Source organism: Streptosporangium fragile (genome assembly GCF_039534445.1).
Lineage (GTDB): Bacteria > Actinomycetota > Actinomycetes > Streptosporangiales > Streptosporangiaceae > Streptosporangium > Streptosporangium fragile.
Genome location: NZ_BAAAVI010000011.1, coordinates 45,593 through 58,427 on the forward strand (window position 1 = coordinate 45,593; position 12,835 = coordinate 58,427).

Annotated in this window: 12 protein-coding genes; 4 read left to right on the plus strand and 8 right to left on the minus strand. The window is 71.5% G+C overall.

The window, feature by feature from the left end:
- Window positions 1–7 precede the first annotated feature (7 nt).
- Window positions 8–1,390 (plus strand): tannase/feruloyl esterase family alpha/beta hydrolase, encoded by a 1,383-nt coding sequence (locus tag ABD841_RS09730; RefSeq protein WP_344969916.1) that lies wholly within the window; start codon window positions 8–10, stop codon window positions 1,388–1,390.
- Here ABD841_RS09730 and ABD841_RS09735 read toward each other — a convergent pair.
- Together ABD841_RS09735 and ABD841_RS09740 are read right to left on the minus strand one after the other, a co-directional pair.
- On the minus strand, window positions 1,375–3,351 hold the full coding sequence (locus tag ABD841_RS09735; RefSeq protein ID WP_344969918.1) for a glycosyltransferase family 2 protein: 1,977 nt from the start codon (window positions 3,349–3,351) through the stop codon (window positions 1,375–1,377). The two genes, ABD841_RS09730 and ABD841_RS09735, sit on opposite strands and share 16 nt — an antisense overlap.
- 60 nt (window positions 3,352–3,411) lie before the next feature.
- Window positions 3,412–4,158 (minus strand): aggregation-promoting factor C-terminal-like domain-containing protein, encoded by a 747-nt coding sequence (locus ABD841_RS09740; protein WP_344969919.1) that lies wholly within the window; start codon window positions 4,156–4,158, stop codon window positions 3,412–3,414.
- A 306-nt stretch (window positions 4,159–4,464) separates the two neighbouring features.
- Here ABD841_RS09740 and ABD841_RS09745 point away from each other — a divergent pair, with 306 nt between their 5' ends.
- The 3 genes from ABD841_RS09745 to ABD841_RS09755 are packed head-to-tail and all read left to right on the plus strand — an operon-like array spanning window position 4,465 to window position 7,177.
- Window positions 4,465–5,139 carry a response regulator gene (locus ABD841_RS09745; protein WP_344969921.1) on the plus strand — a complete coding sequence of 225 codons (675 nt, stop codon included), beginning with the start codon at window positions 4,465–4,467 and terminating at the stop codon, window positions 5,137–5,139.
- A complete protein-coding gene (locus ABD841_RS09750) occupies window positions 5,136–6,632 on the plus strand; it encodes an ATP-binding protein (protein WP_344969923.1) in 1,497 nt (498 codons plus the stop codon). The genes ABD841_RS09745 and ABD841_RS09750 overlap by 4 nt, the downstream gene beginning before the upstream one ends.
- Entirely contained in the window at window positions 6,629–7,177 is a 549-nt protein-coding gene (locus tag ABD841_RS09755) for a hypothetical protein (RefSeq protein WP_344969924.1), read from the plus strand. Before ABD841_RS09750 ends, ABD841_RS09755 begins: the two co-directional genes overlap by 4 nt.
- Window positions 7,178–7,384: 207 nt before the next feature.
- Here the strand turns inward: ABD841_RS09755 and phoH2 are convergent, their stop codons facing one another.
- The 6 genes from phoH2 to ABD841_RS09785 all read right to left on the minus strand — a co-directional run bounded on the left by phoH2 (window position 7,385) and on the right by ABD841_RS09785 (window position 12,823).
- Window positions 7,385–8,707, minus strand: a complete 1,323-nt coding sequence (phoH2, locus tag ABD841_RS09760; RefSeq protein ID WP_344969926.1) for an RNA 5'-3' helicase PhoH2 — start codon at window positions 8,705–8,707, stop codon at window positions 7,385–7,387.
- Window positions 8,708–8,955: 248 nt separating this feature from the next.
- The gene (locus tag ABD841_RS09765) at window positions 8,956–9,723 is read right to left on the minus strand and encodes an isoprenyl transferase (RefSeq protein ID WP_344969928.1); all 768 of its coding nucleotides are present in this window, start codon (window positions 9,721–9,723) and stop codon (window positions 8,956–8,958) included.
- Between the two features lie 82 nt (window positions 9,724–9,805).
- Window positions 9,806–10,330 (minus strand): hypothetical protein, encoded by a 525-nt coding sequence (locus tag ABD841_RS09770; RefSeq protein WP_344969929.1) that lies wholly within the window; start codon window positions 10,328–10,330, stop codon window positions 9,806–9,808.
- Between the two features lie 40 nt (window positions 10,331–10,370).
- On the minus strand, window positions 10,371–11,327 hold the full coding sequence (locus ABD841_RS09775; RefSeq protein ID WP_344969931.1) for a DUF7064 domain-containing protein: 957 nt from the start codon (window positions 11,325–11,327) through the stop codon (window positions 10,371–10,373).
- A 54-nt stretch (window positions 11,328–11,381) separates the two neighbouring features.
- Window positions 11,382–12,179 carry a TIGR04222 domain-containing membrane protein gene (locus tag ABD841_RS09780; protein ID WP_344969933.1) on the minus strand — a complete coding sequence of 266 codons (798 nt, stop codon included), beginning with the start codon at window positions 12,177–12,179 and terminating at the stop codon, window positions 11,382–11,384.
- A gap of 122 nt (window positions 12,180–12,301) precedes the next feature.
- Window positions 12,302–12,823 (minus strand): SCO6045 C-terminal-like domain-containing protein, encoded by a 522-nt coding sequence (locus ABD841_RS09785; protein WP_344969934.1) that lies wholly within the window; start codon window positions 12,821–12,823, stop codon window positions 12,302–12,304.
- Window positions 12,824–12,835 lie beyond the last annotated feature (12 nt).

Consider the following 12,835-nt stretch of genomic DNA (forward strand, 5'->3'; position numbering starts at 1 on the left):
GTTCATGATGGGTTCATGGCGACGCAGGCGCGTCGCGGGCGCGGCCTTACCGGGCAGGGCCGCGGGGGCCGGGGCCGTGGCCGTCGTTGCCGTCGTCGCGCTGGTGGGGGGCGCGCCGGCGGCCGGGGCCGGGACCGTTTCCGGGCACTGCGCCCGGCTGGACCGGGTGGCGGTGCCCGGGGCCGAGCACCAGGTGAAGGCGTGCCTGGACGATCTCACGACGGCGGGCACGACCGTCTCCGGGCACACCGACCCGTCCGACTGGGCGGGGCTGCACCCCCCGGGAGCGGTCAATCCCAAGGGCGTGCCCGGTATCCAGATCGACGGCTACTTCCCCGACAGCTCGACCTTCAACACGACCCACGGCTGGAACCACGACTCGCAGTTCGTGCTCCGTCTGCCCGACAGGTGGAACGGCGGGCTGGTGGTCGCGGGCACCCCCGGCAACCGGGAGCAGTACGCCAACGACTTCACCATCTCCGACTGGGCGCTGGCCAAGGGCTACGCCTACGCGGTGACGGACAAGGGCAACGTCGGCGTCACCTTCTACCGCGACGGCCGCAGGCCGGGAGACGCGATCGCCGAGTGGAACCACCGGGTCACGCAGGTCGCGCTGGCGGCCAAGGCCGTCGTCGCGCAGCGGTACGGCAGGCTCCCGGAGCGGACCTACGCCGCGGGCATCTCCAACGGCGGTTACCTGGTCCGCTGGCAGCTGGAGAACCGGGCCCGGCTCTACGACGGCGGGATCGACTGGGAGGGCACGCTCTGGCGGGTCAAGGGCGACAACCTGGTCAACTTCCTCCCCCCGGCGCTGCGCGCCTACCCGAAGGGCGACACCCAGGCGATGTACGACGCCGGGTTCGCGCGGGGGTCGGAGTTCCTGTGGCCGTTCCACCACCAGTACTACTGGGATCTCACCCAGCGGGTCTACCGGGAGGAACTCGACCCCTCCTTCGACGGCGAGACCGAGGCGGGCACCCCCTTCTGCGCCTCGGGCACACCGGCCTGCGACGCCGACTACGACTACGACGCGCGCAAGCCGTACGCGGCGGTACGGAAGATCGGGCTCACCGGCCGGATCGGCAAGCCGCTGATCACGATCCACGGCACGCTGGACACGCTGCTGCCGATCTCCCGCTCCGGTGACGTCTACGCGGAGATGGTCGGCGGGCAGCGGCCGTTCCGCTACTACCGGATCACCGACGGCACCCACGTGGACAGCCTGCACGCCGCCTACCCCGACAGGATCCGCCCGCTGCTGCCGTGCTTCCGCAGCGCGTTCGAGGCCATGGAGAGCTGGGTGGAGCGGGGGCAGAGCCCGCCGCCGAGCGCGACCCTGCCCAGGCCCTCCGGCGGGGACCTGTCCAACGAGTGTCAGCTGACCATGTAGCGGCGCTGCACCGTGCGGGTGACCCGGACGGCGTTGCGGACGCCGGGGACGCGCAGGGCGATCCGCTTGAGCAGCGGGTACCAGGGCTCGGGCGGCCGGGCGGCGGCGGACCGGCGGAGCTCCACCCGGCCGCCGCGGCTCATCTCGATCTCGAAGCGGAGCCCCACGTCCATGCCGTCCACCCGCAGGTACGGCGCCCAGGAGCCGGGGGCGAGGTAACCGTCGCGGTGCAGCAGCCGGGTGGGGATCTTGGCGATCAGCCGCCCGGCCAGCTCCCCGGGCACCCCCGGCTCGACCAGCGCGGGCGCGGAGACCTCACGCTCCCGGCCCTTGATCTGGCGCAGCACCAGCTCCGCGGGCGGGCCCCCGCTCGGCGGCACGTACGGCACCGGGACGACGACGAAGACGTGCTTGCGGTGCCGGGTGACCGTCGTCCCCGGTGACACCAGGACGATCGACTCGGGAAAGGAGCGGGGCTCCACGCAGACCCCCAGCTCCCCCTGGTCCGACCACCAGGGGATGATCAAGCGCCGGGAGTGGCCGGCGAGCATCCCGGTGCAGTTCAGCGGGGACCCGGTCACCCGGGTGCGCGCCTGGTGGGAACCGCTGAACATGCGGACGTGGATCTCCCAGAGCCCCGCGGGCAGCGGCCCGCCCAGGGCTGCCGAGTCGGCGTCCAGCCGGGCCGTACCGGTGACCTGGAGCCGGATCCCGTTGCGGTGCCTGCAGCGGACCATCGAGCACCGCACCGGCAGGAAGTGGATGACCCCGCTCTCCTCGTGCCTGATGTAGACCTCGAAGCGGGCCCGCGCGGCGGCCTGGCTGACGTCGGCGAGCTCGGGCGGCAGGCGGAGCCCGTCCAGGGGTACCGGTGGCTCCCAGAGCAGGCCGTCCTCGCCGTACGGGATGAAACGCATCGGGCTGCCGTCGGCGCGCATGATCTCCACGGTGAGCCCCATGGTGAACGCGCCTTCGTCCCAGACGACCTCCTTGAGGTCGGCTTCCAGGCGGACGCCGCGCATGGCGGCGGCGAACACGACGAGCTGGTCGAGCCTCCCCGCGCGCAGCAGCGCCGCGCGGGCTCTCAGGTGGACCGGGAGGTGGACGTCCAGGCGCGGCGGGAAGCGCCGGATGACGAGTTCGCGCAGGGTCGTGAAGGTGGCCGCCCGGCCGACGGACGACGTGGCGAACCTGGTTCCGCCGAGCCTGCGCAGCACCGCGGTGCGGAACCAGTGGGCGTACATCCGGTCCCGCTGGCGCCCCTCGGGCACCTCCTCGTCGATGATGTCGAGCAGTTCGCACAACTCGGCGACCCATTCGTGCGGATCGGCGGGCGGCTCCGGCGGCTCGGTGACGTGGCAGCAGACCTGGTCGGCCAGGATGGAGACGACCTTGGCCCGGAGGTAGGCCCGGACCACGAAGGCCTGCTCGGCGAGGTGACCGCCGGGGTCGGTGAAGTTCAGCGCCTCGTTGTCCAGGAACGCCCGGCGGTAGAGCTTGTGCGGGGTGAGCACTCCCAGCAGGCGGTCCTTGAGGATGTCGGCGCGCTCGCGGTTGGCCGCGAAGGCGAGTGCGGGCGGCCGGCGGTCACTGGCCAGGCGCCCGACGAGGATGTCGGCCTCGGCCTCCACGGCCCGCCGGTACATGGCCGCGAGCGCCGTCCGCTCCAGCCGGTCCGTCTGGTTCATCAGGTAGATGTACTCGCCCCTGGCGACCATCAGCCCGACGTTGCGGCCGCGCATCGGCGAGCCGGTCGGCGTCAGATGGAGGACCTTGACGTTGGACCGCACCGCGGCGACGGCGTCGAGCCGCTGCTGGATCCCGTCGTCAGAGCCGTCGTCGGCGAAGATGACCTCGTAGTCCTCGGAGGCCATCGACTGCTCCAGCACCGACCGGATGCAGTCGTCGGCGCCATCGCCGGGGTTGCGCACCGGCACCACCACGCTGACCTTCACGTCCATGCGGCCAAGGGTGCGATGCCCGGGGCCGGCAGGCGGTCAGACTTGCCGACTCCTGGTCTCTCAGTACCAGCCCTTGGCCTGGGAATGGGCCCAGGCGCCGCAAGGCGTACCGTAGCGGCCCTTGATGTACGTGAGACCCCACTCGATCTGGGTGGCCGGGTTGGTCTGCCAGTCGCTGCCGGCGCTGGCCATCTTGTGGCCGGGCAGGGACTGCGGGATGCCGTAGGCGCCGCTGGAGGTGTTCATCGCACGCTCGTTCCAGCCGCTCTCCTTCGTCCAGAGCTTCTCCAGGCAGCCCCACTGGTCGGCCCAGCCGCGGGCCTCCAGCATCTGCTTGCCGATGGCCTTGTTGCCGGTCGGGTTGGCGGTGCCCGGCGGGAGGCTCTTGGGGTCGAAGCCGCCGCCGCCCGGGGCCTCCTCGACGATCTCGACCTGGCTCAGCGGGGCGCGGTTCTCCCGTTCGGCGGCGAGTTTGTCGGCCCGCAGCGCCTGCGCCGCCTGGGCTTTGAGCATGTCGGACTGGAGGTCGGAGCCGAACGGGTCGTCGCCGAGGACCTGGGCCATCTCGTCGAGGGTGAGCGGGTCGGCGGTGGCCGCGGCGTTCTCCATCGCGGTCTGCACGGTGAAGGCACCGCCGCCGACCACGAAGAGGAAGGCCGCGCCGAGGATCATGACACGCTTGGGGGACAGCGCTCCCGAGGCCTTGGCCTTGTTCCTGGCCTTGGCCGGGCGCCGGGCCGGCTGGCGGGCCGCACGGCGGCTGCGGGGCGGCTCGCGCTCCTCGAGGTGCGGTGATCCTGAATTCACGACCTATGAGCTTGCCGTGCACAGGGGGGTGGTCCGCAACCGGAACGCGACAGTTGGTTGGGGTCCTCAGGAACCTCTCAATGCTTTTTGCCCAGCTCATTGCCCAGTCACTAGGGCTTTCCTTACATGGAGCATACCAATGTGATTTTGGTCACACTTTCTGGATAAAACGGGGCTTTACGTACTGTGGCGGCCGGAGCAGCACCGCCAATCGCGCTTCCCGTGCGTCCTTCGACTACTGTTCGCCTTATGTCACGGTTTCGTGACGCAGCAGGCGCTATCACCCGTTGGAAGAATAATTACCTGGTGGCTGGCATCCTTCTCGTAGAAGACGACCCCTCGGTCCGCACCGGACTCGAACTCGCGCTGTCCCGGCAGGGCCACTCCGTGACCTCGTACGCCAGCGGCGAGGAGGCCCTTGAGCACATCAAGGCACGCCGCCCCGAGATCGTCGTCCTGGACGTGATGCTGCCCGGGATCGACGGGGTCGAAGTGTGCCGCCGCATCCGCCGGATGGACCAGCTCCCCGTGATCCTGCTGACCGCCCGCGGCGACGACCTCGACGTGGTCGTGGGACTGGAGGCGGGGGCCGACGACTACGTGGTCAAGCCGGTCGAGCCCCGCGTGCTGGACGCCCGCATCCGCGCCGTCCTGCGCCGGGTGGAGTCCGTCGCCTCCGACCGCATCACCTTCGGCGACCTGGTCATCGACCGGGGGGCGCTGAAGGTCTCGCTGGGCGGGCGCGAGGTCCACCTGACCCCCACGGAACTGCGACTGCTGCTGGAGCTCGTCCGCCATCCGGGCCAGGTGCTCAACCGCAGGTACCTGCTGCGGGCCGTCTGGGACCACACCCACGTCGCCGACTCCCGGCTGGTGGACGCGTGCGTGCAGCGGGTGCGCGCCAAGATCGAAAGAGTGCCCGCCGAGCCCGAGTTCATCCACACGGTCCGCGGGTTCGGCTACCGCTTCAGCCCGCCGTGAAGCTCCTCTCCGCCGCGAAACTCCTGCCCGCCCTGAAGCTCTTCCCCGCCATGAGGCTTCTCCCCACCGCCAAGCTCCGGCCCACCGTGAAGCGCGCGTACACCGGCCTGCGCGGGCGCCTGGTCATCACGTTCACGCTGATCGCCGTCGCGGCCTCCTCGCTGGTCGCGGGGATCGGGTACGAGCTCGTCAAGCGGAACGTGATCAACCGTGCCGAGCAGGTCGCGGTGGGCGACGTGCGCGACATCCTCGAAGGCACCAGGGTGCCCCTCGGCACGCTCTGGCCCGGCGACAGCCCGCCCACCAACGAGGAGATCGGCGCGCTGCAGAAGAGCCTGCGCCCGCAGGGGGGCAGGGTGGTGGTCCGTTACGAGGAGTACCTCTACCCGGACGGCGACTTCAGCGTGCGGGACGTTCCCTCGGACCTCGGCGCCCGGGCCACCCGGCGGCTGGTCTCCAAGCGGCAGGTCATCCACGGGGCCATGTGGTTGATCATCGGTACCCCGGTCTGGCGCATCGAGCCCATCCACACCGCCCAGCCCACCGGGATGAGCGTCTTCGTCTTCGTTCCCCTCGCCGACGAGGAACGGCTGCTGATCGGGCTGCGACAGCCGCTGGCCGCCGCGGGGGCCATCATGCTCGTCATCGCGCTCGCCCTGGGGCTGGTGTCGGCGCAGCGGGTGCTGCTCCCGGTCCGCCGGCTCGGCTCCGCGGCACGCGCGCTGGGCGCCGGTCACCTGGACACCCGGCTGCCGGTCCACGGCCAGGACGAGCTGGCCGAGCTGACCGCCACCTTCAACGACACCGCCGCCGCCCTGGAGAAGAGCGTCTCCGAGCTGCGCGCCCTGGAGGCCATGTCCCGCCGCTTCGTGGCCGACGTCTCCCACGAGCTGCGGACCCCGCTGACCGCGATGACCGCGGTCACCGACATGCTCTCCGAGGAGGCCGAGCGGTTGCCGGACGAGCCCGCCGCGGCCGTACGGCTGGTGCTGCGGGAGATCGAGCGGCTGCGCACCCTGGTGGAGCAGCTCATCGAGGCGAGCCGGTTCGACTCGGGGACGGCCAGACTGAACGTGGACACCGTGCACATCGTCGACGTGATCTGGGACTGCCTGGAGGTGCGCGGCTGGTCGGACCAGGTGCGGGTGAACGTGCCGCAGGGGCTTACCTTCTCCCTCGACCCCAGGCGCTTCGACGTCATCGTGGCCAACCTGGTGGGCAACGCCCTGCGCCACGGCGAACCCCCCGTCATCGTGACCGCCCGCAGCACCCCCGACGGCCTGGAGGTGAAGGTGCGGGACCACGGCAAGGGCATTCCGGAGAAGGATCTACCGCACGTGTTCAACCGCTTCTACAAGGCGGGCGCCCGGGGCGACGGCAGCGGGCTCGGCCTGTCCATCGCGCGGGCCAACGCCCAGCTCCACGGGGGAACGATCTCGGTCCGCCCGGAGCGGCCCGGCTCCCTCTTCACGGTCTGGCTCCCGCCGTCATGAGGCGGCTGGCCCGCCTGCTCGCCGCCGTCCTGCTGGTCGGCGGGTGCGGCATCTCCCCCACGGAGGTCCAGGACCACGGCCGCCCTCCGGTGATCAGCTACAGCCCGACGTGGGTGACGGTCTACCTGCTCCGCGACGGCCGGCTGGAGCCGACCAAGATACCGGTGGTCTCCGACTCGGCCAAGAACATCATCGACACGCTGTTCCGGGCCGGCAAGCAGCCGCCGGACCCCGGGCTGACGAGCGCGCTCAACGAGTTCACCCACTACGACACCAAGACGACCCGGTACTCCAGCACCACGCAACAGCGCAACGACCCGGACGACAACCTGGGTTACCGGCTGAACGTGATCATCACGGGCGAGGGCAGCATCTCCAAGGCGGGCCTGGCGCAGATCACCTGCACCATCCGGCAGAACAAGCAGGAGAGCATCTGGAGCGTCGAGGTCACCCGCCTGTTCCCGGGCACCCCGGAGTCGATGGGCGAGCACACCTGCTTCGAGTTCCGCAACCTCGCCGCCGAGGGGGTACGCCTGCCCCCCTGACGGCCTCTCCGGTCCGGAGAGGCCGGGATTCCCGAGGCGTCCGTGGGCCCGTGAGCCGGCGCGCCCGACGGGGCGACCGGACGGAAAGCGGAACCGAACGGGGGCACGACCGGACGAAAGCGAAACCGGACGGGAGGCGCGGCCGAACGGAAAGCGGGCACGGCCGCCCGGCCGTGCCCGCCTCCCGCGGTCCGTCGTGCGGCGCCGCTACATCGTGATGTCCTCCAGCATCTCGGTGACCAGCGCGGCGATCGGCGAGCGCTCCGAGCGGGTCAGCGTGACGTGCGCGAACAGCGGGTGGCCCTTGAGCTTCTCCACCACCGCGACCACACCGTCGTGCCGGCCGACCCGCAGGTTGTCGCGCTGCGCGATGTCGTGGGTGAGCACGACCCGCGAGTTGGCGCCGATCCGGCTGAGCACCGTGAGAAGCACCCCGCGCTCCAGCGACTGCGCCTCGTCCACGATCACGAAGGCGTCGTGCAGGGAGCGCCCGCGGATGTGGGTGAGCGGAAGCACCTCCAGCATGCCGCGGTCGATGACCTCCTCGATCACTTCGGGCGTGGTGACCGCCCCGAGGGTGTCGTAGACGGCCTGCGCCCAGGGGCCCATCTTCTCGTTCTCGGTGCCGGGCAGGTAGCCCAGCTCCTGGCCGCCGACGGCGTACAACGGGCGGAAGACGATGACCTTGCGGTGCTGGCGGCGCTCCAGGACCGCCTCCAGGCCCGCGCAGAGGGCCAGCGCGGACTTTCCGGTACCGGCCCGCCCGCCCATCGAGACGATGCCGACCTCGGGGTCCATCAGCAGGTCGAGCGCGATCCGCTGCTCGGCGGAGCGACCGTGCACGCCGAACACCTCGCGGTCGCCGCGCACCAGGCGCACCGACTTGTCGGGCAGCACCCGGCCCAGCGCCGACCCTCTGCTGGACAGCAGCCGCAGGCCCGTGTGGGTGGGTAGTTCCCGGGCTTCGAGCAGGTCGGCGGTGCCGTGCTCGAACAGCGTCTCCACGTCCTCGGTGGTGACCTGGAGCTCGGCCATGCCGGTCCAGCCCGACTCCACCACGAGCTCGGCGCGGTATTCCTCCGCGGCGAGGCCGATGGAGGCGGCCTTCACGCGCATCGGCAGGTCCTTGGAGACCAGTACCACGTCCTTGCCCTCCGCGGCCAGAGTCCGGGCCACGGTCAGGATGCGGGTGTCGTTGTCGCCTAGCCGGAAGCCGACGGGGAGGATGGACGGGTCGCTGTGGTTGAGCTCGACCCGGATGGTGCCCTCGCCGATCGGCATGGGGTCGTCCAGCCGTCCGTAGGTCACCCGGAGGTCGTCGAGGTACCTCAGCGCCTTGCGCGCGAAGTAGCCGAGTTCTGGATGATGGCGCTTGCCCTCCAACTCGGTGATGACGACGATCGGGATGACGACCTCATGCTCGGCGAAGCGGCTCATCGCCGCGGGATCCGCCAGGAGGACCGAGGTGTCCAGGACGTACGTACGCCGGTTGGTGGCCGGCGACGTGGGTGAGGACGAAGGGTTTGCCACGCGTTCTCCCCCGGGCGCCAAGGACGGCGCCCTGCCATGAGCTGGGATGCGGACCGGACCCGGGCCCGCGGACGCGACCGTCGAGCAGGCACCGGCGACCGGCCCTCCTCAGCGGTTCGTGACGCAAAGGCGGGCCCTCTCCGGAGTAGGCGAGCTGCGCTCTCCTACTTCTTACGGTACGTCCTGAATACCCGTCTTCCAATGGCGCAAGCCTGTCCGAAAGGGGGAGTTCACATGCTGTTTTCGTTTCAGGAGCCGTACCGTCGGTGCCGCGCGGCGTAGGAACGGAGAGCCCGCAGGAAGTCGACCCTGCGGAAGTCAGGCCAGTAGGCCTCGCAGAAATAGAACTCGGAGTGGGCACTCTGCCAGAGCAGGAATCCGGAGAGCCGCTGCTCTCCCGAGGTCCGGATGACCAGATCCGGGTCGGGCTGACCGCGCGTGTAGAGATGTTCCGCGATGTGCTCCACATCGAGGACCTCGACGAGGTCTTCGATGCTCGCGCCCTTGCTGGCGTGCTCCTGGAGGAGGGAGCGCACCGCATCAGCGATCTCACGCCTTCCTCCATACCCAACGGCAACGTTCACAATCAATCCCGGACGATGCGATGTCGTCTCTTTTGCGTTTTTCAGGACACGAGCCGTGTGATCCGGCAAAAGATCAAGCGCGCCCATGGGTTTGATGTGCCAGCCGTCGTCGACGAGCTCCTGGACCACGTCCTCAATGATCTTCATCAACGGTTCCAGCTCGTCCTTGGACCGGTTGATGTTGTCGCTGGACAGCAGCCACACGGTGACGACCTCGACCCCCGCCTCCCGGCACCAGCCGAGCAGCTCGGAGATCTTGTCGGCGCCCTTGCGGTGGCCGCGGCTCACGTCGGAGATGCCCATCGAGCGCGCCCAGCGCCGGTTGCCGTCGACGATGACACCGACGTGGCGGGGAACCATCTCCTTCTGGAGGGACAGCTTCGCCTCCAGCCTGCGCTCGTACAACCGATAGACGAGATCGCGCACGCCCATAGGAGCCCCTCCCCTCAGCGCCCACTCTTGATTGGGACGCTGACAGGCAATTATCGTCGCCCTGCGGACCTGTCTGCCCCCTCTATTGACTTCCGGGCGAGGTGCCCGACTTCTGCGGCGCCAGGCACTCCTCGGCCTCGGCGACGAGGGAATCGACGAAGACACCCAGCTCAGCCGAGGTGAGAACGGCCCGCAGGCCCATCCCGCCGCCGGCCCACGCCTCCACGAACGCTCTTCTGGCGAGCCGCCATCGCCCGGCGGGTCCGCGCCGGGCGGGGACCCAGATCGGGACGGTGCGCAGGCGGCAGCGGAGCTCACCGCCGCCGACGACCCCGGTGCGCGTCCGGTAACGAAAGGCGAACAGTTCCTCGCCGTCCGGGAACCGGTCGTCGGGGTCGGGCCACTGCGAGCCGTCGCCGGCGCGGGCCTCGGCGACCCCGCGCGCCAGCCGGGTGAGCAGCCGGCCGCACCGCTCGCCCACCGTCCCGTACAGCGTGCCGTCGCGGTGGAGTCGCAGCGTGACCTCGTACGGCGTGCCGTCGCCGTCCCGGCACACCACCGGTGTGACGGTCAGATACGAACCGTCAAGACAACGCAGTCCCCCCACTTCAGAGAGGGTATCCCCGGCACCGGCCGGGAAAACGTGATCACCCCCACGGGTGTCCGCGCCACCCGGGCGGCTGGTGCCACTCGGTCCAGCCGTACCCCGAGCGCCCGTCCTCGGCCTCGAACCGGCACAGTGCCCGCGGGAAACGGGCGGTCAGGCCGTCCGGCGACGTCATGGCGACCGGGGCGAAGGCGACCGGGACGGCCGCCATCGGGAGCCCGGGCACCAGCAGCCGCGACCCGGCGGGCAGGCCGTCCTCGCCGAACGCGCTCGTCGCGGTGAAACCCTCCCGGTGGCCGATCTCCCCGCCCGGCGGGACCGTGAAGCACGGCCAGGGCAGCTCGTAGCCCGCGTTGGCCCGCATGCCGTGGAAGGACGTCCCGTCGTCGAGCCGTCCCGAGCTCCACAGCCACGAGACCTGCCACCAGTCGCGCTCGCCCCAGCTGTGGTCGCGCTCGCCGTGCCCGGAGAAGGCGATCTCCTCACCGCCCACCCTGATCGTCCCGGCGACCTCGCAGGGGATCTCGTAGCGCGGGATGAAGCTGTACGGGTACGCCCCGCCGACGGTCGTCCACTCCAGGTCGAACCCCAGTGAGGTCGTCGGAGCCCCCGCCGGATCCTCGTACGCCCGGGCCGGGTCGCCCGGCACGGCCGCCACCGTGGCGTCCAGGGTGAGCCGGAAGGACCGCAGGGACGCGGTGACCTCGTGGGTGGCCCGGTAGCCTTCGCCCGCCACCGAGAGGTCGGGCCCGGGCAGCGGGGCGTGGTTGTCCGCCAGCAGCACCGTGGGCCGGTCCCTGCCGACCAGGCACGCCCAGTACCAGGCGCGGTTCCAGTTGGGGTACAGGCCCAGGCGGACGTAGCCGGCGACCGAGCCGTCCTCGGCCGCGAAGTCGAGGTAGACGGACTCGCTCCACAGCGGCTCCGCCCCCACCGGGTGCAGCCCCTCGTCCTCTTCGCGCAGGGCCCACGTTCCGTGATCAACGATCTTCACCACGACCGCTCCGATGCAGATGCAAGCGCTTGATCGGTTACCGGACCAACCTAGCCGTCAGCCGCCCCCGCCGCAGCCCCCGCCGCCACCGCCGCAACCGCCCGACCCGCCGCCGGATCCGCCGTCGCCCCACGAGCCGCCGCAGCCGCCCGTGGAGGAGCCGGAGGCCGCCGAGGACCCGGCCCGGCGCCCCTGGGCCTTGCGGGGCCGGTGGAGCCTCCGGGACTCCGGGGGAGGCGGCGGGCCGCCCATGGACAGGACGGCGCACAGGTCGTCGTCCTTCATCTGGTGCAGGCCGTACAGGGCGATGCCGAAGAGGTTCAGCGCGTCCGTGGCGACCCGGTCGCGGGAGCGGGGCGGCAGGGACCTGTCCTCCCGGTGACGCAGGCGGTAGTGGGCCAGCGCGGTCTGCCCGATCCGGTTGGGGTGGGTGGGGTCGGCCCGGCCGGAACCGGGGGGGTCGATCAGCCCCAGCTCCCGCAGCCGCGTGACCAGCTCGGCCGTCGCGGGCCCCTCCGCCGCCTCCCGCCGCACCTCCCAGACCGGCACGCCGTCGGGCCTGGCTTCGAGCAGGGCGAGGATCCCGGCGGCCACCGGGTGGGGGGACCGGGCGGGACCGGTGCCCACCCTGGTCAGCTCCCCGCTGCGCCGGGCCCGGACCGCCTTCCCCTCGACCAGCTCGGCCAGCGCGGTGTCGAGGACCCGGGATCGCCCGCCCGCCAGCATCGCGAGATCGTACGGCGTCAGGTCGGGCCCCTCGTAGGAGCGGGTGGAGTGCCTGGCCAGACGGAGCGCGAACAGGCCGGTCACCACCAGAAGCGCGACGGTCACAACGATGATCTGGACGGTGTCCATGACGACCTCCGGGAGAACACCCTGCACGAGGTTCACTACCCCGTGGACGAACGGGGGAGGCCGGAAGTTTCAGCGGCGCCGGAAAGCCGGATCCCGTGGTCGAACGGGAAAGACCGGAGCCCTCAGCGGCGCCGGAAGAGCCGCGACCACCGGCCGGGCGCGGGGCCGGGCTCCCGGTCGGCCGGCGCCTCCGGCAACCGGCCCGCGGCGCGGAGCCGCTCGGCGAAGTCGCGGACGTCGGCGTGGGAGCCGCCGGGCGGCTTGGGACGGCCCCGGGCGTAGGCCTCGAACTCCCGGGCGAAGTCGCCGCCGAGCGCCTCGACCAGGTCGGGCCGGTGCCTGGCCACAATCCGGCGCCGCTTGGCGATCAGGCTGTACTCCTGGACCCGCAGCCGCTGCCGGTCGAACCCGGGCGGCGCCTCCCGCCCGGCCACCAGGGAGGCCAGCAGCTCGGCCTGGGCGCTCGCCAGAGCCTCACGGGCGGCGTTCCCCGTCTCGGCCTCCCCGCCCGCCGCCCCGGCCCGCTCAGCCCCGGCTCCGGCCCCGGCCCGCTCAGCCCCGCCCCCGGGCCGCCCGCCCTGCGCCGCGGACCGCCGGTCCTCCCCCTCGGGTCGCTCGCGCTCCGGCAGCGGGCGCCCTGACACGGGACGGCCGTT